Origin of the sequence: Pseudomonas sp. TH34, assembly GCF_016650865.1 — a bacterium.
Lineage (GTDB): Bacteria > Pseudomonadota > Gammaproteobacteria > Pseudomonadales > Pseudomonadaceae > Aquipseudomonas > Aquipseudomonas yamanorum.
On record NZ_JAEKFB010000029.1, the window covers coordinates 11,907 to 32,676 of the forward strand.

Sequence of the window (20,770 nt, forward strand, 5' to 3'; positions counted from 1 at the left end):
TCGGGGTACTTCCAATGTCGCTGCCCGCTTCGCTCGAACAAAGTCTGCGCCTGCCCGTCGTGGCCGCGCCGATGTTTCTGATTTCCAACCCGCAACTGGTGCTGGCCTGCTGCCGCAACGGAATCGTCGGCAGCTTCCCTGCCCTCAACCAGCGGGAAAGCAGCGGCTTCAAGGCGTGGCTGGAAGAAATCGAAGCGGGCCTGGCGCTGCTGGATAACCCGGCACCCTATGCGGTCAACCTGATCGTGCACAACAGTAACCCGCGGGTGGAAGCTGACCTGGCGATCTGCGTCGAGCACAAGGTGCCGATCGTCATCACCAGCCTGGGCGCGGTGAAAGAATTGGTAGACGCGGTGCATAGCTACGGCGGCCTGGTATTCCACGATGTCACGACCCGGCGCCACGCCGAAAAAGCCGCTGAAGCCGGCGTCGATGGCCTGATCGCCGTTGCGGCGGGCGCCGGTGGTCACGCCGGCACCTGGAGCCCGTTCTCGCTGATTGCAGAAATCCGTCAGTTCTTCGACAAGACACTGCTGCTGGCTGGCTGCCTCAACCACGGCCACGAGATCCTCGCGGCACAGCTGCTCGGCGCCGACCTGGCCTATTTCGGCACGCGTTTTATCGGCACCACCGAAAGCCATGCCCCGGATGCCTATAAAGAGATGCTGCTCACATCGCGCGCCGCCGACATCGTGCACACTCCAGCCGTCTCCGGTGTTCCCGCAAGCTTTATGCGCCAGAGCCTGGAAAACGCCGGTTTCGACCTCGCCGCGCTGCAAGGCAAGGGCGAAGTCAATTTCGGCTCCAAGCTCAAGCCACTCAACGACGAAGCAAAAGCCTGGAAGACCGTGTGGTCCGCCGGCCAGGGCGTCGGTGAGATTGATGATTTGCCCAGCGTCGATGAACTCGTGGCCCGCCTGGATGCCGAATACCGCAAGGCGCTCGAGCATGCGGCACAATTGCCTAAACGCTGGCCACGCTGATCCGTGATGTATCGCCTGCTGACCGAAGCAGCCCCCCTTATTCAAGTGACAAGGATGCCCGCATGAGCGACAACCGTTTCAAGATTGTGTTTGATGGCGCATTGCTCCCGGGTGTCGAGAGCACCACCGCCAAGCTGAATCTCGCCGAACTGTTCAAAAGCGACGTTGAAGCGATCGAAAAACTCTTCACCGGCCGTCCGGTCGCCCTGAAGCGTGACCTTTCCCGCGCCGATGCAGAGACCTATCTGCAAGCGCTGAAAAACGCCGGGGTCGATGCGCGCATAGAAGAAGAGCAGCCCGTCGCCTTCAGCCTTGCCGAAACACACGAGACGGACTCCGGCAGCTCAACTGATTACGCCGGCTCCGCCGCTTCGCCTTACGCCCCGCCCCGGGCAACCGTTGGCGAGAACCTGCCGGAGTTTTCCACCCTCAAGGTATTCACCGTCAACGGGCGTATCGGACGCCTGCGCTTCCTGGCGTGGACACTGGTACTGAGCGTGGTGATGCTCCTTATCTCAGGCGTGTTCTTCACTGTCGGGCTGGGCATCGCCGCGGTGTCTCCAACGATTGCCATGGTCATTGGCTTCCTGGTAGGGATTGCCCTGCTCGTGGCCGCTGTATGGGTCAGCGTGCAGATCACCGTGCAACGCCTGCATGACCTGGGTTGGTCCGGGTGGCTGTGGTTCCTTCACCTGGTGCCGTTCGTAGGCAGCATCTTCCCGATCCTGCTGATGGCCCTCCCGGGCAATACCGGCGCCAACCAGTACGGCGCGCCGCCACCGCGCAACTCTACCGCCGTAAAAATCCTGTCCGCTCTGTGGCTCGCATTCATTCCGCTGATGCTTGCCGGCGGTGTGATGCTGGGCATGAGTGGCTACCTGGATCAGCTGGAAAGCGACGTAGGCGGCAGCTACGAAAGCAGCTCCATCAACTCCGATGACGACAGCGACCAGGCCACCACCGTCGATGAAGTCGATGTGCAAAGTGCTGACGACGCAGCCGAACCTGTAGACTCTACGCAACAGTGAAAAACGCCCGACGCCTGTGACGCCTCTGTCACAGGCCCGGTAGCGTTGCGATGGAGAAACGCATGACCCGTTACGCTCTGATCACCGGTGCCTCCAGCGGCATCGGCCTGGCCTTGGCCGAAGCACTGGCCCGTCGCGGCCGCAGCTTGATTCTGGTGGCCCGCCAGCGTGATCAGTTGGAAAGCATTGCAATCGAATTGAATCAGCGCTTCGGCGTCGAAGTGCTGTTCCGTGCCTGCGACCTGGGCGAGCCCTTGCGGCTCTCCGGCTTTCTACTGGAGCTTGAGGAAGGCGAGCGGCAGATCGACCTGCTGGTCAACTGCGCCGGTATCGGCACCAGCGGCCCATTCCTGGCACAGGACTGGATGACAGAACAGGACCTGATGGAAGTCAACATCCTGGCCCTGACCCGTATGTGCCACGCCCTCGGCAACGCCATGGCCCTGCACGGCGGCGGGCAGATTCTCAACGTGGCGTCGGTTGCCGCGTTCCAGCCGGGGCCGTGGATGAGCACCTACTACGCCAGCAAGGCCTACGTGCTGCACTTTTCCGAAGGCTTGCGCGAGGAACTGAAGACCTGCGGCATCAAGGTTTCCGTACTCTGCCCGGGCCCGACCCGCACCGCATTCTTCGGCACCGCACAAATGGACACCGCCAAGCTGGACCGCAGCCAACAGCTGATGAGCCCGGAAGAAGTCGCGCTCTACACCGTGCGCGCCCTGGCCAAGAACAAAGCCATCATCATTCCCGGCCGGCGTAATCGCTGGCTGGCGTTCAGCCCACGCCTGAGCCCGCGCTGGCTGACCCGCAAAATCGCCGGCGCGATCAACAAGGCCTATTGCCCGCGCTGATCGCGTGAGTACACTCACCCTGCACTTTCACAATGGAGAAACAGCTGTGGATACTCTGTTCACCAAGATCATCAACAGAGAAATACCCGCGAAGATCATCTACGAGGATGACCAGGTCCTGGCCTTCCACGACATCGCGCCAATGGCCCCCGTGCATTTCCTGGTGATCCCGAAAAAGCCGATCCGCACCCTTAACGACCTCACCGAGGAAGACAAGGCACTGGCCGGGCATATCCTGTTCACCGCCCAGCGCCTGGCGGTGGAGCAAGGCTGTGAAAAGGGCTTCCGCGTGGTGATGAACTGCAATGAAGATGGCGGGCAGACCGTTTATCACATCCATATGCATGTGCTGGGTCAGCGCCAGATGAACTGGCCGCCGGGCTGAGCACTACCTGTGGCGAGGGAGCTTGCTCCCGCTCGGTCGCGTAGCGGCCGCACAAAACCAGGAGCGCTGCGTGCTCCAGCGGGAGCAAGCTCCCTCGCCACACAAGCAATTTGACCCAGCGCAAACGCTTCCCCCTCTCTTGCGGTAAACTGGCCGCCGAGATTCTTCCCGGAGGTCAGCATGACTACCCAACGTCACTACTCGCCGATTGATCGCCTGTTGCTGCAAGCCGACACGGCCATGCGCACGCTGTTGCCATTCAGTGGCCAACCGCAGCGTCCGTCGCCCGCCATCGTGCAGCCCGAAGCGCAGATGAGCGAGACCGACACCCGCCACGTCGCCGGCCTGATGCGCATCAACCATACCGGCGAAGTCTGTGCCCAGGCTCTGTATCAAGGCCAGGCCCTGACCGCCAAGCTGCCGCAAGTGCGCGCCGCCATGGAGCACGCCGCCGAAGAAGAAATCGACCACCTGGCCTGGTGTGAGCAACGCATCCGCCAGTTGAACAGCCACCCAAGCGTGCTGAACCCGCTGTTCTACGGTTTATCGTTTGGTATTGGCGCGGTAGCCGGGCTGATCAGCGACAAAGTCAGCCTGGGTTTTGTGGCCGCCACCGAGCATCAGGTGTGCAAGCACCTCAATGAACACCTTGAGCAACTGCCGGCTGAAGACGAAAAGTCCCGGGCGATTCTTGAGCAGATGCGCATTGATGAAGAACATCACGCCGAAAGCGCGCTGGACGCGGGCGGCTTCCGCTTCCCGGCACCGGTGAAATTTGGCATGAGCCTGCTGGCCAAGGTCATGACCAAGAGCACTTACCGCATCTGACAATCCCGCATAACGCAGAAAGGGCGCTCTTTAAGCGCCCTTTCTTTTTGCCTGTGGATAAGCGATCAGCCCAGCTCAATGATCTCGTAATCATGAGTGATGGCAACGCCTGCGGCGCCCAACATGATCGAGGCCGAGCAGTACTTCTCTGCCGACAGCTCGATGGCACGTTTGACCTGAGCTTCTTTCAGCGCCCGGCCCTTGACGACAAAGTGCATGTGGATCTTGGTAAACACCTTCGGGTCTTCGGTCGCACGCTCTGCTTCCAGGAAGGCCTCGCAGCTTTCCACCGCCTGGCGGGACTTCTTCAGGATGCTGACCACGTCGAAATTGCTGCAACCGCCTACACCGAGCAGGAGCATTTCCATCGGGCGTACGCCCAGGTTGCGGCCACCAGCCTCCGGCGGGCCGTCCATGACCACGACATGGCCACTGCCCGACTCACCGAGGAACATGGCTTCGCCCGCCCATTGGATGCGTGCCTTCATCGCCCAGACTCCACTGCTAAAAAAGGGTCGCCAGCTTAGCACAGGGCTTTGGGCCGTCAGCGTTTCCCATCAAAGCGATCAACAGCAGTGATTACGGGGTAAATTCCCTAATGAAGGCGGAATGTGTCTGTTAAGCTGGCGCCAAATCAATGGCGCATTGCCATCCACTGGATGACATGGCTTAACCGTTGATCGCGCTGAACAAAAAAACAAGCTCAACAACACCGTGCAGTCTTTTCGGGATACAACCATGGTTGCGATTACTCCCACACCCAAGATCAAGAACCTCGACAAACTGCTGATGCATTGTCAGCGCCGGCGTCATCCGGCCAAGCACAACATCATCTGCGCGGGCGAGCGTTCGGAAACCCTGTTCTTCATTATCAAAGGCTCAGTCACCATCCTGATCGAGGATGACGATGGTCGCGAAATGATCATCGCCTACCTCAATACCGGTGACTTCTTCGGCGAACTCGGGCTTTTCGAACAAGCCGGCAAGGAACAGGAACGCAGCGCCTGGGTGCGGGCCAAGGTCGAATGCGAAGTCGCCGAGATCAGCTATGCCAAGTTTCGCGAATTGGCCCAGCAGGACCCCGACATTCTGTACGCCTTGAGCGGCCAGATCGCCCAGCGCCTGAGAGACACCACGCGCAAAGTCGGCGACCTGGCATTTTTCGACGTCACCGGCCGGGTTGCCCGCTGCCTGCTGGAACTGTGCAAGCAGCCGGATGCCATGACCCATCCCGACGGGATGCAGATCAAGATCACCCGCCAGGAAATCGGGCGGATCGTCGGTTGCTCAAGGGAAATGGTTGGGCGGGTGCTGAAGGACCTGGAAGAACGCAACCTGGTGCATGTCAAAGGCAAGACCATGGTGGTCTTCGGAACGCGTTAAACCGGCAGAAAGCTCGCAAGCATCTGCCGGTACAACGTGTCGAGCCGGGCAATCGCGTCTGGCGCAGCAAAGGCTTCGTGCAGGGCGATATGGCTTTCAGCGCGCACCCGTTGTTCCAGGCCACACGCTTCATTGAAGCGATTGACCGCGGCGATCAACTCGACGCGATCGTCATCCAGCAACAACGCACCATGCACCAACCCCACCGGGCGTCCGCCACTCTGGCGCCAGCGTTGGGCAGTACCGACCATTTTGCGGCCATCCAGGTTGACGTTGTAGCGACCGTCGCAAAAAGCCCCGTCAATCTCGCCCACCGATGCATTGCCACCCAGCTCGATAAGCAGGTCGCAAATCGGCTGGCACAAACGCTGGTAGCCGGTTTCGATGCGCCCTTGGTCACCTTCACTGCGTGGTGGCGCGTAGACCAGCGCAATATTGACCGTGGCTGCCGATTGCGGAACCGGCTCACCGCCGGTTTCCCGCAGCAGCACCGGCCAACCGGCATCTGCCGATACCTGGCTGGCGGTCTCGAATGCCGGAAGGCGGCTCAAACGACGAGGCATCACCAACGCTTGATCGCTGGGCTGCCAGAACAGCAGGCCGAACGGCTGCTCCCCCGCGCAGACAGCGGCGAGCAAATCCTGCTCGGCCTTAAGGCCTGCCTCGACCGTCATCGCCACCGGCTGGGTCATCATCAATCCAGGGTCGAACCACTGACAGCAACGCCACGCTCCGGGAAGAACAGGCGCTGCAATTCAGCCCCCGGGTTCTCCGCACGCATGAAGGTTTCGCCGACGAGGAACGAGTACACGCCGCTGATTTCCATCAGTTCGACATCTGCACGATTGACGATGCCACTTTCGGTAATCACCAACCGGTCACGCGGGATACGCGGCAACAGGTCGAGGGTGTTTTCCAGGCTGACTTCAAACGTGTGCAGGTTGCGGTTGTTGACGCCCACCAACGGTGTGTCGAGGGTTTTCAACGCGCGTTCCAGTTCATCACCGTCGTGCACTTCCACCAGCACGTCGAGGCCGACGCTTTTGGCCACGGCCGCCAGTTCGGCCATCTTCACGTCATCCAGTGCGGAGACGATCAACAGCACGCAATCGGCGCCCAAGGCACGAGCTTCGACGATCTGGTAGGGGTCGACCATGAAGTCCTTGCGGATCACCGGCAGCGAGCACGCCGCACGCGCTTGCTGCAGGTACAGGTCGGAACCCTGGAAGAAGTCGATATCGGTCAACACCGAGAGGCACGTCGCACCGCCCTTCTCGTAGCTCTTGGCAATGTCTTCAGGGATAAAGATCTCGCGAATCACGCCCTTGCTTGGCGAAGCCTTTTTGATTTCAGCGATAACGGCCGGCTGCTTTTCCTTGGCCTGCTTGATCAGCGCATTGGCAAACCCGCGCGGTGCATCGGCGCTTTTCGCCAGGCCTTCCAGCTCAGCCAGGCTGACCCGGGCACGGCGTTCGGCGACTTCTTCTGCCTTGCGGGCCAGGATTTTTTCCAGAACGGTCGGAACACTCATCCTTCATTCTCCACTTTGAACACCGCAGTAAACGCACCCAGTTCTTCGAGCTTTTCGCGCGCCAGCCCGGTATGCAATGCATCATGAGCGAGGGCAACACCCTCTTTAAGACTGTAGGCGTGATCCGCGGCATACAGCGCCGCACCGGCATTGAGCACAATCATTTCTGCGGCTTTCTGGCCGTTTTCGGTCTTGCGACGCCCCAGGGCATCGCGAATCAATTCAAGGGAGGCCGCCGGGCTTTCCACCGCCAGGCCGTGCAGGCTCTGGCTTTTCATGCCGAGGTCTTCAGGTTCGACCCAATATTCGGTGACCTGGTCATCCTTCAGCTCCGCCACGAAGGTCGGTGCGGCCAGGCTGAACTCGTCCAGGCCATCCTTGGAGTGCACCACCAGCACATGCTTGCTGCCCAGGCGCTGCAGGACTTCGGCCAACGGCCGGCACAGCGCCTGGCTGAACACGCCCACCACCTGATGCTTCACACCGGCCGGATTCGTAAGCGGGCCGAGCATGTTGAACAGGGTGCGCAGGCCCAAGTCCTTGCGCGGGCCGGCGGCGTGCTTCATTGCGCCGTGATGGGACTGAGCAAACATGAAGCCGATGCCGACGTTATCGATGCAGCGCGCCACTTGTACCGGGGTCAGGTTCAGGTAGATGCCTGCTGCCTCCAGCAAATCGGCACTGCCGCTTTTACCCGACACCGCGCGGTTACCGTGTTTGGCCACGGTGCAGCCGGCGGCCGCCACTACAAAGGAGGAGGCCGTCGACACGTTGAAAATGTTCGCACCGTCGCCTCCGGTGCCGACCACGTCGACCACGCCGTCGAGGGTCTTGAGTTCGACCTTGTCCGCCAGCTCACGCATCACCGACACGGCGCCGACGATTTCGTCGATGCTCTCGCTCTTCATGCGCATGGCCATCATGAACGCGCCGATCTGTGCGTCGGTGCATTGACCGGTCATGATCTCGCGCATCACATCGCTCATTTCTGCGGTGCTCAGGTCCAGATGGCCGACGATACGGCTCAGGGCAGTCTTGATATCCATGAAAAGTCCTTAGCGCGTGCCGCCGCTCTGCTTGAGAAAGTTAGCGAACAGCTCGTAGCCCTGCTCGGTCAAAATCGATTCCGGGTGAAATTGCACCCCTTCGACGTTCAGTGTCTTGTGACGCAGGCCCATGATCTCGTCGACGGAGCCGTCTTCCAGTTGGGTCCAGGCCGTCAGCTCAAGGCATTCGGGCAGGGTTTCACGCTTGACCACCAGCGAGTGGTAGCGGGTAACCGTCACCGGCAGGTTCAAACCGTGGAATACGCCCTGGTCCTTGTGGAACACCGGGCTGGTCTTGCCGTGCATCACCTGGCGGGCGCGCACTACGTCGCCGCCGAAGGCCTGGCCGATGGACTGATGGCCCAGGCACACGCCCAGGATCGGCAGCTTGCCGGCAAAGTATTGGATGGCTTCGAGGGAGATGCCCGCTTCGGTCGGGGTGCACGGCCCTGGGGAAACAACGATGCGTTCAGGGTTCAACGCGGCGATTTGCGCCACGGTCAATTCGTCGTTGCGCACGACCTTGACCTCGGCGCCGAGCTCGCCCAGGTACTGCACAACGTTGTAGGTAAAGGAGTCGTAGTTATCAATCATCAGCAACATGTGGGTTAAAACCTCTTGAATTCACTGACTTCTAATGACGGCCTTCCAAGGGAGTGACCCGCTGCCAGACGCACTTTCCGGTTGCCGGGGTTGGCCGGCAAGGGGCGTCGAACAAAGGGTGAAGAAGGCAAATCGGTACAGGTCCGGCGGGGCCGGTAGAGAAAAGTTAGGCGCGCCAACGCCAACGGGCGTGTGCCTTGACTACTCGCATCAAGAGTTTGCTGATGATCAACACGGGGAGGGTCTCATTCATACGTTCAGGCACAGTAACGTAGCCTCGCCAGCGGTGCAATATGGCGCCGCAAATACGGGGCGAAGTGCCCGACCGATAATTGGCGTCAATTTTTTCAGAACCCTTGAAAGGTCGCTACAGTCACAGTGCTGATAAAAAAACAAAAGCATGGACGGACTCATGACCAAGACCCCTTATTTCGCTCCACTCGTCGGCTGCCTGCTAAGCCTGGCTTGCTCCCAAGCGTTCGCCGCGCCGTCGCCCTACTCGACCATGATCGTATTCGGCGACAGCCTGGCTGACGCCGGGACATTCGCCGACCCTGGGGCGCCGGGTTCAACCTATCGCTTCACCAACCGTACCGGCCCGCAGTACTTCGACGGCAGCGGCGAAAGCACTTCGCTGATTTCCTCGACATTATTGGGCGGCAAGCTGGGAGTGGCGGCAGGCGACCTGAACGCATCCACCTCGCCGCAGCGCGCCGCGCAAGGCCAGGCAGATGGCAACAACTGGGCCGTCGGCGGCTACACCACCCAGCAGATCTACGATGCCATCACCGGCAACTCCACCGTCACCGATAGCGACACCGGGCAGGTGTTGCGTACCCGCCCCGGATACCTGACATCCACGGGCGGCCGAGCCGACCCCAACGCGTTGTACTTTCTCTCCGGCGGCGGGAATGACTTCCTCGACGGCCTGGTCCTCAGCCCCGGTCAAGCCTCGGCCGCAGCCGGTCGCCTGGCCGACAGCGCCCAGGCTCTGCAACAGGCTGGCGCCCGATATGTCATGGTGTGGATGCTGCCGGACCTGGGCCTGACGCCTGCCGTCAATGGCACGCCGCTCCAAGGGACCGTCAGCGCCCTGGCCGGCGTGTTCAACCAGACTCTGGTGCAGCGTCTGTCGCAAATCGATGCGCAGATCATCCCACTGAACATTCCGTTGCTGCTCAAGGAAACCTTCGCCGATCCCGGCCGCTTTGGCTTTGCCACCAACCAGAACCTCAACCAGACCTGCTTCAGCGGCACCACCTGCCGGAACCCCGTGTATGGCGTCGGCGGGACCAGCCCGGACCCGACCAAGCTGATTTACAACGACACCGTCCACCCGACCGAGGCCGGCCAGGTGTTGATCGCCGACTACGCGTATTCGCTGCTCGCGGCCCCTTGGGAAATCACCCTGCTTCCGGAAATGGCCCAAGGTACCTTGCGCGCCCATCAGGATTCATTGCGCAACCAATGGCAAGCCGACTCGGGTAGCTGGCAGGCCGTAGGCCAGTGGCGGGCGATTGTCGACGCTGGCGGCCAGCACCTGGACTTCGATGATCAAAACAGCTCGGCCAGCGGTGACGGCAGCGGCTACAACCTGAACATCGGTGGCAGCTACAGGCTCAATGACGAATGGCGCGTGGGTGTGGCGGCAGGCTTCTACCGCCAGAGTCTTGAGGCCGGCGCGAGCGATTCGGACTACAAGCTCAACAGTTACCTGGGCACCGTGTTCGCCCAGTATCAGGAAGATCACTGGTGGGCCGACGCCGCATTGACCGGCGGCAAGCTGGACTTCGACAACCTCAAACGCAAGTTCGCCCTGGGCATCAGCGAAGGCACCGAGAAAGGCGACACTGACGGCTGGCTATGGGCCTTGAGCGCACGCGTGGGGTATGACATCGCCGAGCCGAATAGTGAATGGCACTTCTCGCCCTTCATCAGCGCCGATTACTCACGGGTCGAGGTGAATGGTTATTCGGAGAAAGATGCCCGTTCCACCGCGCTGACCTTTGATGACCAACAGCGCGACTCCAAGCGCCTGGGAATCGGATTACAAGCCAACTACCGCTTCACTCCGCAAACCCTGGTGTTTGGTGAAGTGGCCCACGAACACGAGTTTGAAAACGATACGCAGCGAGTGGGCATGTCCCTCAACAGCGTGCCGGGGATTGATTTCAAACTGGACGGCTACACGCCACGCAGCAATTCGGATCGCTTGAACCTGGGGATTACCCACAAGGTGACCAAGGACCTGGCGTTGAACGCGGCCTATAACGTGAGAAAGGATGACAACTTTACCCAGCAGGGGGTGAGTGTCGGGGTGAGTCTGGATTTCTGAGGCGATCTCAAACCCCTCACAAAACAACTGTGGGAGCTGGCTTGCCTGCGATGCCGGTAAATCAGTCAACTAATCTGTCGACTGACACACCGCCATCGCGGGCAAGCCCGGCTCCCACATTTGGATCTAGATCAGCAGTTAGTCCTGCGGGGTCTGCTCAGCCAACGCCACCGCACGGAACATCGCCCGGCGCTTGTTCAGCGTCTCTTCCCACTCCAGCGCCGGCACCGAGTCGGCCACGATCCCGCCGCCTGCCTGCACGTGCAGTTCGCCGTCCTTGATCACCGCCGTACGGATCGCGATCGCAGTGTCCATATTGCCGTTCCAGGCGAAATACCCCACCGCGCCGCCATACACACCACGCTTGACCGGCTCCAGCTCGTCGATGATTTCCATCGCACGAATCTTCGGCGCACCCGACAAGGTGCCCGCCGGCAGGATCGCCCGCAGTGCATCCATCGCGGTCAATCCGGCCTTCAGCTCGCCGGTGACGTTGGACACGATGTGCATCACGTTGGAATAACGCTCGATCACCATCTTCTCGGTGAGCTTCACCGAACCGATTTCCGAAACACGCCCGGTGTCGTTGCGGCCCAGGTCGATCAGCATCAAGTGCTCGGCGATTTCCTTGTCGTCGCTCAGCAGGTCCTGCTCCAGCGCCAGGTCCGCCTCCTCGGTCGCACCGCGAGGGCGCGTGCCAGCAATCGGGCGCACGGTGATCAGGTTGTCTTCCACACGCACCAGCACTTCCGGCGAACTGCCTACCACATGGAAGTCGCCAAAGTTGAAGAAGTACATGTACGGCGTCGGGTTGAAGCAGCGCAGCGCCCGGTACAAATCGATGGGCGCAGCCTTGAAGTCGATGGACATGCGTTGCGACGGCACCACCTGCATGCAGTCACCGGCAAGGATATATTCCTTGATGGTATCGACGGCACGCTCGTAGTCAGCCTGGGTAAAGCTGGAGCGGAACACCGGGTCGGCCGCCGGTGGACGGCTAAGGTCCAGGCCACGGCGCGGAGTGATCGGCTGGCGCAGCTTTTCCAGCAGCGCTTCGAGGCTGGCCTGGCCTTGCTCGAACGCGTCGGCCTGGGAAGGGTCGGCCAACACAATCGCGTGCATCTTGCCCGCGAGGTTGTCGAACACCACCACCGCGTCGGAAACCATCAGCAGAATGTCCGGCACGCCCAACGGATCGGGGTTCGGGGATTTGCCCAGGCGTTTTTCTACGTAGCGCACGCAGTCGTAGCCGAAGTAACCCACCAGGCCGCCGTTGAAGCGCGGCAGGCCGGCGATGGTCGGCACGTTGTAGCGCGCCTTGAACGCCTCGACGAAGGCCAGCGGATCTTCCACGTCGTGGCTTTCAATCTCGACGCCGTCCAGGGTGATGCTGACATGGTGATCATGTACCCGCAGCACCGTGCGGCACGGCAGCCCGATGATCGAATAACGGCCCCATTTCTCGCCGCCCTGCACCGACTCCAGCAGATAGGAGTTGGGCTCGTCGGCCAGTTTCAGGTAGATCGACAATGGCGTGTCGAAGTCGGCCAGGGTTTCGCAGGCCATGGGGATACGGTTGTAGCCGGCAGCGGCCAAACGCAGGAATTCTTCGCGGATCATGGGGTGCCTCGTGGCTTGAGGGTCTAACGGTCAGGTGTGCAAACGTGCCGCAGCGCGGCAGGATCAGTCAGGCGCGCCAACGCCAGCGGGCCAGGGCCTTGATGACTTTCATCCAGAGTTTGCGAGTGACCACCACGATGGGATTTCCAGAAGGGGATGGAACAGCGTCGGGCAACGTTATCTCAGCGCCCGTTCCCAAGCAACCGGGGATTAACAGGCGCAGGTCATCAATCACCAGCGCCGGGGATTCCTCGGCAATCGGCCGGCCATGGTTGTAGCCGTAACTCAAGGCCACACACTTGACCCCCGCCGCTTTCGCCGCCAGCACATCACTGCGCGAATCGCCGACAAACAGCGATTGAGACGCCGGGATATTGGCCATTTTCATCACGAAAAACAGTGCCGCCGGATCTGGCTTCTTCTGCGGCAAGGTATCGCCACCGATGATCCAGCGGAAATACCGGCCGATCTTCATCTGGTCCAACAAAGGCGCGACAAAGCGCTCCGGTTTGTTGGTGATCAGGGCCATTTCCACGCCCTGCTTGTGCAGCCATTTCAGGGTGTCGCGCACGCCGGGATAAACCACGGTCAGCTCGTGGCCGTTTTCATAGGCCACGTTGAACAACTCAAGGGCGTGCTCGGCCTCCACCTCATCGACACCCTCGGCTTCGATGTTGTTGGCCAGGGCCCGGCGCACCAGCATCTGCACGCCGTTGCCAACCCACTCGCGCACCGACTCGATGCCCGCTGGCTTGCGCCCCAGCTTGAGCAGCATCTGGTCCACCGCCGCCGCCAGGTCCGGCACCGAATCGATCAACGTACCGTCCAGATCGAACATCACCAACCGTGGCAGTTTGCCGGGGAACAGCTGCTCAAAGCCGCTCATGGACGCGCCAGCGCCAGTTCTGCACGCATCTTGGCGATCACTTCCTGATAGTCCGGGGCATTGAAGATCGCCGAGCCGGCCACAAAGGTGTCGGCACCCGCTGCGGCGATTTCGCGGATGTTGTTGACGTTGACGCCACCGTCGATCTCCAGGCGGATATCACGGCCCGATGCATCGATCAGCGCCCGCGCTTCACGCAGCTTGTTGAGGGTGCCGGGGATGAATTTCTGCCCGCCGAAGCCCGGGTTGACGCTCATCAACAGGACCATGTCGACCTTGTCCATCACGTACTCAAGCACGCTCAACGGGGTGGCCGGGTTGAACACCAGGCCCGCCTTGCAACCGCCCTCGCGGATCAGTTGCAGGGTGCGGTCCACGTGCAGCGTGGCTTCCGGGTGGAAGGTGATGTAGGTCGCACCGGCTTCGATGAAGTCGCCGACGATGCGGTCCACCGGGCTGACCATCAAGTGCGCATCGATGGGCGCGGTCACGCCGTATTTGCGCAGGGCGGCGCAGACCATCGGACCAATGGTCAGGTTCGGCACATAGTGGTTGTCCATGACATCGAAGTGAACGAAGTCGGCACCGGCGGCCAACACGTTGTCCACTTCCTCACCCAGGCGGGCGAAGTCGGCGGAGAGAATCGATGGAGCAATGACGAAGGGCTGCATGACGCACCTTTTTGAGCTAAATCACGATGGCGCGCATTGTATACCTCATGCTTTGCCGCGCGCACCGTGACCTCGCTCAATGGTTAGAACGCAGCCCGGTAGATTTTCTCGATATCAGCGGCGCTGAGCTTGCGCGGATTGTTGCGCATCAGGCGTTCGATCCCCGCGGCCTCTATGGCCATGGCCGGGATCGCGTCTTCGGGCACACCAAAGCTGCGCAGGCCGGACGGGATCTCCACTGCGGCACACAGTCGCGTCATCGCCTCGACGGCCTGATCCGCCGCATCCACGGCGCTCAGCCCCGTGACATTCACACCCATGGCCTCGGCAATCTCCTGCATGCGCTCCACACACGCCAGCTTGTTCCAATGCATCACGTAGGGCAGCAGCAAGGCATTGCTCACGCCGTGGGCGATGTTGAAGCGCCCGCCCAGTGGGTAGGCCAACGCATGCACCGCGCCCACGCCGGCATTCCCGAACGCCATCCCGGCCATCAGGCTGGCGGTGGCCATGTCGTCACGGGCTTGCAGGTTGAGCGGATTGGCGTAGGCCTTGGGCAACGCCTTGGCGATCAGTTTGATCGCACCAATGGCCAGCGCATCAGTGATCGGCGAGGCATTCAGCGACAAGTAGGACTCGATGGCATGCACCAGCGCATCCACGCCACTGGCGGCAGTCACGCTGCGGGGGCAGGTCAGGGTCATTTGCGGGCTGATCAGGGCCACGTCCGGCAGCAGGAAATCGCTGACGATGCCTTTTTTCAGTTGCGCGACCTTGTCCGACAGAATCGCCACGTTGGTCACTTCAGAGCCGGTGCCGGCGGTGGTGGGGATCGCGATCAACGGCGGACCTTTGCGCGGCACCTGGTCGACGCCGAACAGGTCGGCCAGGGCGCCGTGATAACCGGCGTAGGCCGCCACGCTCTTGGCAATGTCGATGGCACTGCCACCGCCGACGCCGATCAGGCCGTCATGCCCGCCTTCTCGGTAAACGCGCATGCAGTCCTCGACGATGGCGATTTCCGGGTCGGGCAGCACGCGGTCGAAAATTTCATAGGCCCGCTCACCCAGGTGCTCCAGCGCCAGCGCCACCGTGCCGGACTTGACCAGCGCCGCGTCGGTGACAATCAGCGGGTTGTCGACATCCAGCCGCGTCAGCTCGGCGGCCAGTTGCTCAATGGCGCCTGGGCCGGTGAGCAGTTTATGGGCGATCTTGAATGAGGAATTACTCATGTGCGCGGCCTCTTATCAGTTATGGGCTGGCACAAGGATAGCGTCTGATTACGGGTTGTCTGCCATTCAGCCGCTGAATGGCACGTTCCCTGTGGGAGCTGGCTTGCCTGCGATAGCATCAACTCGGTGCAACTGAAAAACCGAGTCGCCCGCATCGCAGGCAAGCCAGCTCCCACATTTGACCGAGAGCCGGCCTTTAGACCTGCGCAGTACGCAGCTTTTCACTGCGCCCCCGCAGCCATTCCAAGGTCAGCAACAGCACCACCGAGAAGGCGATCAGCAAGGTCGCCGCTGCGGCAATGGTGGGGCTGAGGTTTTCGCGGATGCCGCTGAACATCTGGCGGGGCAAGGTCGCCTGTTCGGGCCCGGCGAGGAACAGCGTCACCACCACTTCATCAAACGAGGTGGCAAACGCAAACAGCGCCCCGGAAATCACCCCCGGCGCAATCAGCGGCAAGGTCACCCGGCGAAACGCCGTCAGCGGTGATGCGCCCAGGCTGGCCGCCGCCCGCACCAGGTTATGGTTGAACCCTTGCAAGGTCGCCGACACCGTGATGATCACGAACGGCACGCCCAGCACCGCGTGTACCACGATCAGCGAGAAGAAGCTGTTGCCCAGGCCCAGCGGTGCGAAGAACAGGTAACTGGCCACGCCGATAATCACCACCGGCACCACCATCGGCGAAATCACCAGGGCCATGACCAGCGCCTTGCCGGGGAAATGCCCACGGGTCAGGCCGATCGCTGCCAAGGTGCCGAACACCATCGCCAGCACCGTCGCCGCCGGGGCCACGATGATGCTGTTCTTCAGCGCCCGCATCCATTCCGCCGAGCCGAAGAAGTCCTGGTACCAGTGCAGCGAAAAACCTTGCAGCGGGTAAACCAGGAAACTTCCGCTGTTGAACGACAGCGGGATGATCACCAGCACCGGCAAGATCAGGAACAACAGGATCAGGCCGCAGAGAATCCGCAAGCTGTAGAACCAGACCCGTTCCACGGGCGACATATAAGGGCTCAGCATCGCAACGGTCTCCTTAGCTCAGGCGCAGGCGGCTGGCGCCCACCAGCCAGTTGTAGATCAGGTACAGCACCACGGTGGCCAGCAGCAACAAGCCGCCCAAGGCCGTGGCCATGCCCCAGTTGATGCTGGTGTTGGTGTAGAAGGCCACGAAGTAGCTGACCATCTGGTCGTTCGGGCTGCCCAGCAAGGCCGGGGTGATGTAGTAGCCGATCGCCAAAATGAACACCAACAGGCAGCCGGCACCAACGCCTGCGTAGGTCTGCGGGAAGTACACGCGCCAGAAGCTGGCGAATGGGTGACAACCCAGGGAAATCGCCGCCCGCATGTAAGTCGGCGAGATGCCTTTCATCACGCTGTAGATCGGCAGAATCATGAACGGCAGCAGGATGTGCACCATGGAGATGTAAACGCCGAGCCGGTTGAACACCAGTTCCACCGGTTTATCGATCAGGCCCATGCCCATCAACGCGCTGTTGATCAAGCCGCCGGACTGCAGCAACACGATCCAGGCCGCTACGCGCACCAGCACCGAGGTCCAGAACGGCAGCAGCACCAGGATCATCAGCAGGTTGCTTTGCCGCGCCGGCAGGTTGGCCAGCAGGTAAGCCAGTGGATAGGCCAATAGCAGGCAGCACACGGTGATGACCAGACCCATCCAGAACGTACGGGCGAAGATATCGAGGTAGATCGCCTGGTCTGGAGTGGCCGGGGCGATTTCGCCGAGGTCGTCGATGCGATGATCCACGGCCGCCAGCAGGTAGTACGGCGTCAGGCTGCTGGTGTTACGCCGGATCGCCTGCCAGTACGCCGGGTCACCCCAGCGTTCGTCGAGGTTTTCCAGCGCTTCTTTATAAGAGGCAGGCGCTTCGGTAAACGGCAGCGCCCGCGCGGTTTTCGTCAGCAGGCTGCGATAGCCCGCCAGTTCCATGTTCAAGCGTTTTGAGAGGTCGCCCAGGGTCGAGTTTTTCCGGGCTTCGCCCAAGTCCTCGCTGATGGCCTGGTACACCGGCTCGCCGGGCAGGCCACGACCGTCCCAGGCGGTTACCGCTACCACCGTGCGCGGCAGGCCGCCCACCACTTCCGGGTTGCCGACGCTTTTGTACAGCAGCGCCACAATCGGCACCAGGAACACCAGCAGCAAAAACACCACCAGCGGCGCGATCAAGGCCTGGGCCTTCCAGCGGTTGAGCCGTTCGGCACGCGCCAGGCGCTGTTTCAGGGTGGGGCTGGGAATGGCGAGGGCCATGGCGAACTCCGGGTTCTTAAACATGAATGCAAAACGTTGGTGTCACATTGGCGACCGGGTTATTTGGCCGCCCACGCATTAAAGCGCTGCTCCAGTTGCTCACCGTTATCCGCCCAGAAGCTCACGTCGATCTGCACCTGATTGGCGATGTTTTCCGGGGTAGTCGGCATGTCCTTCAGGATGTCCTTGGCCAGCAACGGTACGGCTTGGGTATTAGCCGGGCCGTAGGCGATGTTTTCCGAATAGGTCTTCTGCTGCTGCGGCTGCACCGAGAAGGCGATGAATTTCTTCGCCGCGTCAGCACGGTCCTTGGCCAGGCCTTTTGGAATGGCCCAGGCGTCGAAATCGTAGATCCCGCCGTTCCACACCACTTTCAGATTGCTTTCTTTCTGCACGGCGGCGATCCGACCGTTGTAGGCAGAACTCATCACGACGTCGCCAGAAGCGAGGTACTGCGGCGGTTGGGCGCCCGCTTCCCACCACTGGATATACGGCTTGAGTTCATCGAGTTTCTTGAACGCGCGGTCCTGGCCATCTTTGCCGGCCAGCACTTTGTACACATCCTTCGGCGCCACACCGTCAGCCATCAAGGCGAATTCCAGGGTGTACTTGGCGCCCTTGCGCAGGCCGCGCTTGCCCGGGAATTTCTTGGTGTCCCAGAAATCTGCCCAGCCGCCTGGTGGAGCTTTGAGTTTGTCGGCGTTGTAGGCCAGCACGGTGGACCATACGAAGAAGCCCACGCCGCACGGCTGGATCGCGCCCTTCACGTAGTCGCCCGGGTTGCCGAACAGCTTCGGGTCCAGGGGTTCGAACATGTCTTCGTCACAACCACGGGACAGTTCCGGCGACTCTACTTCCACCAGGTCCCAGGACACGCTCTTGGTGTCGACCATGGCCTTGACCTTGGCCATTTCACCGTTGTACTCGCCGGCGACGATCTTGCCGTTGCCCGCGCTTTCCCACGGTGCGTAGAAGGCCTTGACCTGTGCCGCCTTGTTCGCGCCACCGAAGGACACGACCGTCAAATCAGGGCCCGCCATGGCCTGTGTCGCGCCCATCAGGCTCAAAGCCAAGGCTGAATATTTCAGGGATCTCAACATTGTTGTTCTCTCCACGTGCGAGGTTGGTGAAGCAAGGGGGCGATCAATTCGCCTCTAGAAGTGGGTCGAGTGCGCGAACGTGCTCGACTTGCCAGCCAATCGGTACCACGTCGCCGACCGCCAGGGCTGTGTCCAGCTCGGCGATCGGTTGTTTCACAAAAAAATCGGACTTGCCGCAGACTTCCAGGCGCACTCGCACGTGGTCGCCCAGGTAGATGAATTCGGCCACGCGCCCGGAAAAGCGGTTGACGCAGCTCTCGCTGGAACCATTCAGGCTGACGCGCTCCGGGCGTACCGACAGGGTCACCGGACCGCCGACCTGGCCAACGTTCACCGCCAGCGCCTCGACCTTTTCGCCACGCGCCAGCTCGACCACGCAGCGGTCGCCGGTATGGCTATGCAGGCGGCCATTGAGGCGGTTGTTCTCGCCGATGAAGTTGGCGACGAAGGTGTTTTTCGGTTCTTCGTACAAGGTGCGTGGGGCAGCGATCTGCTGGATCTCGCCCTGGTGGAAAACCGCCACCCGGTCGGACATGGTCAGCGCTTCGCCCTGGTCGTGGGTCACGTACACCACGGTCACGCCAAGGCGCTGGTGCAGATGCTTGATCTCCATCTGCATGTGCTCGCGCAGCTGCTTGTCGAGGGCGCCGAGGGGTTCGTCCATCAGCACCAGCTGTGGCTCGAACACCAGCGCCCGGGCCAGGGCCACACGCTGTTGCTGACCGCCGGAGAGTTGCGCCGGGTAGCGCTGGGCGAAGGCATCGAGCTGGACCATGCTCAGTACACGCTTGACCCGCTCGCTGATGTCGGTCTTGCTCAGGCCGCGTACAGAGAGCGGAAACGCCAGGTTCTCGGAGACAGTCATGTGCGGGAACAGCGCGTAGTTCTGGAACACCATGCCGATGTCACGCTTGTGGGGCGGCACGTTGTTGATGGAACGACCGGCCAGCTGGATCTCGCCGGCGGTGGGGGTCTCAAAGCCGGCGAGCATCATCAGGCTGGTGGTCTTGCCCGACCCGGACGGCCCGAGCAGGGTCAGGAACTCGCCCTTGCGAATCTCCAGGTTGAGGTCTTTGACGATCAGGTTCTCGCCGTCGTAGCTCTTTTGCACGCCACGAAAGCTGACCAGTACATCATTTGAATCCACCTCGCTCATACCCGCACCTTTTTGTTTTGGACTGCCATGGACCCAGCGTAGTCCAGCTGCAAGCCCGCGGAAATCGGGGGCCCGGAGAGATTGGCATCAGCAGGATGGAAGGTTTGGGGTAGGGATCGCCCTACACGGATGGCGGGCACAGAACAGTGCGACAGCTGCAGGTGGCAGGAATGGGTTTTCTAGCGGCACAGGGTGGTCGCAAATAGATAGGCGACTATAGAAGCTTGTGCTCCATGGCGTACTTCACCAGTTCCGCCAGGGAGGTGATGTTGAGCTTTTGCATCAGGCGCGCCTTGTGGGTGCTGATGGTTTTGCTGCTCAACGCCAACTGCTGGGCGATGTCGTTGACGTTGGCGCCCTGGGCCAGGCGCTCGAATACCGAGAACTCGCGCTCCGACAACAGCGAATGCAGCGGCCGGGAGTCGGTCAGGCCGACCTCGAAGACCATGCGGTCCGCCAGGTCCGGGTCGATATACCGCCCGCCCGCCGCAACCTTGCGGATCGCCGTCAGCAGCAGCGCCGGGTCACTGTCCTTGGTGGCATAACCGGCGGCGCCGACCTTCAGCGCACGAGCGGCCATTTGCGCTTCGTCGTGCATCGATAGCACCAGGATCGCCGGGGGATTGTTCAGCGCACGAATCCGCGGAATGGCTTCCAGGCCATTGACGCCAGGCATCGAGATGTCCAGCAACACCACCTCGCAGGGCACGTGGCGCAGGGTCTCCAGCAACTGCTCGCCATTGCTCGCCTCGCCCACCACCAGCAGGTCCTTGGCCAGGCCGATCAGTTGCTTGATACCTTCGCGAACGATGGTGTGGTCTTCGGCTACCAGTACACGGATCACTGTGGATGTCCTCTTCTTTTG

At 61.3% G+C, this 20,770-nt stretch carries 21 protein-coding genes; 7 read left to right on the forward strand and 14 right to left on the reverse strand.

Annotated elements, in window-relative coordinates:
* Positions 1–14 precede the first annotated feature (14 nt).
* From JFU58_RS21100 to coq7, 5 genes are all read left to right on the forward strand, one after another.
* Positions 15–983: an NAD(P)H-dependent flavin oxidoreductase gene (locus tag JFU58_RS21100; RefSeq protein ID WP_093204504.1), complete on the forward strand. Its 969-nt coding sequence runs from the start codon at positions 15–17 to the stop codon at positions 981–983.
* A gap of 62 nt (positions 984–1,045) precedes the next feature.
* Entirely contained in the window at positions 1,046–2,011 is a 966-nt protein-coding gene (locus JFU58_RS21105) for a DUF805 domain-containing protein (protein ID WP_201142097.1), read from the forward strand.
* 62 nt (positions 2,012–2,073) lie between these two features.
* The gene (locus JFU58_RS21110; protein ID WP_201142099.1) at positions 2,074–2,862 is read left to right on the forward strand and encodes an SDR family NAD(P)-dependent oxidoreductase; all 789 of its coding nucleotides are present in this window, start codon (positions 2,074–2,076) and stop codon (positions 2,860–2,862) included.
* 46 nt (positions 2,863–2,908) lie between these two features.
* On the forward strand, positions 2,909–3,247 hold the full coding sequence (locus JFU58_RS21115; protein WP_003210943.1) for a histidine triad nucleotide-binding protein: 339 nt from the start codon (positions 2,909–2,911) through the stop codon (positions 3,245–3,247).
* A 180-nt stretch (positions 3,248–3,427) separates the two neighbouring features.
* Positions 3,428–4,075: a 2-polyprenyl-3-methyl-6-methoxy-1,4-benzoquinone monooxygenase gene (coq7, locus tag JFU58_RS21120; protein ID WP_017476331.1), complete on the forward strand. Its 648-nt coding sequence runs from the start codon at positions 3,428–3,430 to the stop codon at positions 4,073–4,075.
* Positions 4,076–4,140: 65 nt separating this feature from the next.
* Here the strand turns inward: coq7 and JFU58_RS21125 are convergent, their stop codons facing one another.
* Entirely contained in the window at positions 4,141–4,563 is a 423-nt protein-coding gene (locus JFU58_RS21125; RefSeq protein ID WP_005792019.1) for an OsmC family protein, read from the reverse strand.
* 250 nt (positions 4,564–4,813) lie between these two features.
* Between JFU58_RS21125 and crp the strand changes: the two genes are divergently transcribed.
* Entirely contained in the window at positions 4,814–5,458 is a 645-nt protein-coding gene (crp, locus tag JFU58_RS21130) for a cAMP-activated global transcriptional regulator CRP (RefSeq protein WP_017476332.1), read from the forward strand.
* Here the strand turns inward: crp and JFU58_RS21135 are convergent.
* From JFU58_RS21135 to JFU58_RS21150, 4 genes are read right to left on the reverse strand one after another with little or no spacing between them, the layout of a single operon-like run.
* Entirely contained in the window at positions 5,455–6,150 is a 696-nt protein-coding gene (locus JFU58_RS21135; RefSeq protein ID WP_093204494.1) for a lipoate--protein ligase family protein, read from the reverse strand. The genes crp and JFU58_RS21135 overlap by 4 nt on opposite strands.
* A 2-nt stretch (positions 6,151–6,152) precedes the next feature.
* Entirely contained in the window at positions 6,153–6,989 is an 837-nt protein-coding gene (gene trpC / locus JFU58_RS21140) for an indole-3-glycerol phosphate synthase TrpC (RefSeq protein WP_177025531.1), read from the reverse strand.
* Positions 6,986–8,035: an anthranilate phosphoribosyltransferase gene (gene trpD / locus JFU58_RS21145; RefSeq protein WP_017476335.1), complete on the reverse strand. Its 1,050-nt coding sequence runs from the start codon at positions 8,033–8,035 to the stop codon at positions 6,986–6,988. Before trpD ends, trpC begins: the two co-directional genes overlap by 4 nt.
* A 9-nt stretch (positions 8,036–8,044) precedes the next feature.
* Positions 8,045–8,638 (reverse strand): aminodeoxychorismate/anthranilate synthase component II, encoded by a 594-nt coding sequence (locus tag JFU58_RS21150; RefSeq protein WP_017476336.1) that lies wholly within the window; start codon positions 8,636–8,638, stop codon positions 8,045–8,047.
* Between the two features lie 412 nt (positions 8,639–9,050).
* Here JFU58_RS21150 and estP point away from each other — a divergent pair, with 412 nt between their 5' ends.
* Positions 9,051–10,973: an esterase EstP gene (gene estP, locus JFU58_RS21155; RefSeq protein WP_201142101.1), complete on the forward strand. Its 1,923-nt coding sequence runs from the start codon at positions 9,051–9,053 to the stop codon at positions 10,971–10,973.
* 138 nt (positions 10,974–11,111) lie between these two features.
* Here the strand turns inward: estP and trpE are convergent, their stop codons facing one another.
* The 9 genes from trpE to JFU58_RS21200 all read right to left on the reverse strand — a co-directional run bounded on the left by trpE (position 11,112) and on the right by JFU58_RS21200 (position 20,749).
* Complete coding sequence (gene trpE, locus JFU58_RS21160) at positions 11,112–12,593, reverse strand: anthranilate synthase component I (protein WP_093204481.1); 1,482 nt, start codon at positions 12,591–12,593, stop codon at positions 11,112–11,114.
* Between the two features lie 67 nt (positions 12,594–12,660).
* Positions 12,661–13,479 (reverse strand): phosphoglycolate phosphatase, encoded by an 819-nt coding sequence (locus JFU58_RS21165; RefSeq protein WP_201142103.1) that lies wholly within the window; start codon positions 13,477–13,479, stop codon positions 12,661–12,663.
* Positions 13,476–14,150, reverse strand: coding sequence for a ribulose-phosphate 3-epimerase (rpe, locus tag JFU58_RS21170; protein WP_008434441.1), 675 nt, complete (start codon positions 14,148–14,150; stop codon positions 13,476–13,478). The genes JFU58_RS21165 and rpe overlap by 4 nt, the downstream gene beginning before the upstream one ends.
* An 83-nt stretch (positions 14,151–14,233) precedes the next feature.
* Positions 14,234–15,382: an iron-containing alcohol dehydrogenase gene (locus JFU58_RS21175; protein WP_201142105.1), complete on the reverse strand. Its 1,149-nt coding sequence runs from the start codon at positions 15,380–15,382 to the stop codon at positions 14,234–14,236.
* A 196-nt stretch (positions 15,383–15,578) separates the two neighbouring features.
* Complete coding sequence (locus JFU58_RS21180; protein WP_003210970.1) at positions 15,579–16,403, reverse strand: ABC transporter permease; 825 nt, start codon at positions 16,401–16,403, stop codon at positions 15,579–15,581.
* A gap of 13 nt (positions 16,404–16,416) precedes the next feature.
* Positions 16,417–17,649: an ABC transporter permease gene (locus JFU58_RS21185; RefSeq protein WP_003210972.1), complete on the reverse strand. Its 1,233-nt coding sequence runs from the start codon at positions 17,647–17,649 to the stop codon at positions 16,417–16,419.
* A gap of 59 nt (positions 17,650–17,708) precedes the next feature.
* Positions 17,709–18,749 (reverse strand): ABC transporter substrate-binding protein, encoded by a 1,041-nt coding sequence (locus JFU58_RS21190; RefSeq protein WP_010167251.1) that lies wholly within the window; start codon positions 18,747–18,749, stop codon positions 17,709–17,711.
* Positions 18,750–18,792: 43 nt separating this feature from the next.
* Positions 18,793–19,905 carry an ABC transporter ATP-binding protein gene (locus JFU58_RS21195; RefSeq protein WP_063026781.1) on the reverse strand — a complete coding sequence of 371 codons (1,113 nt, stop codon included), beginning with the start codon at positions 19,903–19,905 and terminating at the stop codon, positions 18,793–18,795.
* A 214-nt stretch (positions 19,906–20,119) separates the two neighbouring features.
* Positions 20,120–20,749 carry a response regulator gene (locus JFU58_RS21200; protein WP_003210977.1) on the reverse strand — a complete coding sequence of 210 codons (630 nt, stop codon included), beginning with the start codon at positions 20,747–20,749 and terminating at the stop codon, positions 20,120–20,122.
* Positions 20,750–20,770: the final 21 nt, after the last annotated feature.

Excerpts from the sequence above, each read along its gene's own strand:
- JFU58_RS21100 (WP_093204504.1), top strand. The coding sequence starts at position 15 with ATGTCGCTGCCCGCTTCGCTCGAACAAAGTCTGCGCCTGCCCGTCGTG.
- JFU58_RS21105 (WP_201142097.1), top strand. The coding sequence starts at position 1,046 with ATGAGCGACAACCGTTTCAAGATTGTGTTTGATGGCGCATTGCTCCCG.
- JFU58_RS21110 (WP_201142099.1), top strand. The coding sequence starts at position 2,074 with ATGACCCGTTACGCTCTGATCACCGGTGCCTCCAGCGGCATCGGCCTG.
- coq7 (WP_017476331.1), top strand. The coding sequence starts at position 3,428 with ATGACTACCCAACGTCACTACTCGCCGATTGATCGCCTGTTGCTGCAA.
- JFU58_RS21125 (WP_005792019.1), bottom strand. The coding sequence starts at position 4,563 with ATGAAGGCACGCATCCAATGGGCGGGCGAAGCCATGTTCCTCGGTGAG.
- crp (WP_017476332.1), top strand. The coding sequence starts at position 4,814 with ATGGTTGCGATTACTCCCACACCCAAGATCAAGAACCTCGACAAACTG.
- JFU58_RS21135 (WP_093204494.1), bottom strand. The coding sequence starts at position 6,150 with ATGACCCAGCCGGTGGCGATGACGGTCGAGGCAGGCCTTAAGGCCGAG.
- trpC (WP_177025531.1), bottom strand. The coding sequence starts at position 6,989 with ATGAGTGTTCCGACCGTTCTGGAAAAAATCCTGGCCCGCAAGGCAGAA.
- trpD (WP_017476335.1), bottom strand. The coding sequence starts at position 8,035 with ATGGATATCAAGACTGCCCTGAGCCGTATCGTCGGCCATCTGGACCTG.
- JFU58_RS21150 (WP_017476336.1), bottom strand. The coding sequence starts at position 8,638 with ATGTTGCTGATGATTGATAACTACGACTCCTTTACCTACAACGTTGTG.
- estP (WP_201142101.1), top strand. The coding sequence starts at position 9,051 with ATGACCAAGACCCCTTATTTCGCTCCACTCGTCGGCTGCCTGCTAAGC.
- trpE (WP_093204481.1), bottom strand. The coding sequence starts at position 12,593 with ATGATCCGCGAAGAATTCCTGCGTTTGGCCGCTGCCGGCTACAACCGT.
- JFU58_RS21165 (WP_201142103.1), bottom strand. The coding sequence starts at position 13,479 with ATGAGCGGCTTTGAGCAGCTGTTCCCCGGCAAACTGCCACGGTTGGTG.
- rpe (WP_008434441.1), bottom strand. The coding sequence starts at position 14,150 with ATGCAGCCCTTCGTCATTGCTCCATCGATTCTCTCCGCCGACTTCGCC.
- JFU58_RS21175 (WP_201142105.1), bottom strand. The coding sequence starts at position 15,382 with ATGAGTAATTCCTCATTCAAGATCGCCCATAAACTGCTCACCGGCCCA.
- JFU58_RS21180 (WP_003210970.1), bottom strand. The coding sequence starts at position 16,403 with ATGCTGAGCCCTTATATGTCGCCCGTGGAACGGGTCTGGTTCTACAGC.
- JFU58_RS21185 (WP_003210972.1), bottom strand. The coding sequence starts at position 17,649 with ATGGCCCTCGCCATTCCCAGCCCCACCCTGAAACAGCGCCTGGCGCGT.
- JFU58_RS21190 (WP_010167251.1), bottom strand. The coding sequence starts at position 18,749 with ATGTTGAGATCCCTGAAATATTCAGCCTTGGCTTTGAGCCTGATGGGC.
- JFU58_RS21195 (WP_063026781.1), bottom strand. The coding sequence starts at position 19,905 with ATGAGCGAGGTGGATTCAAATGATGTACTGGTCAGCTTTCGTGGCGTG.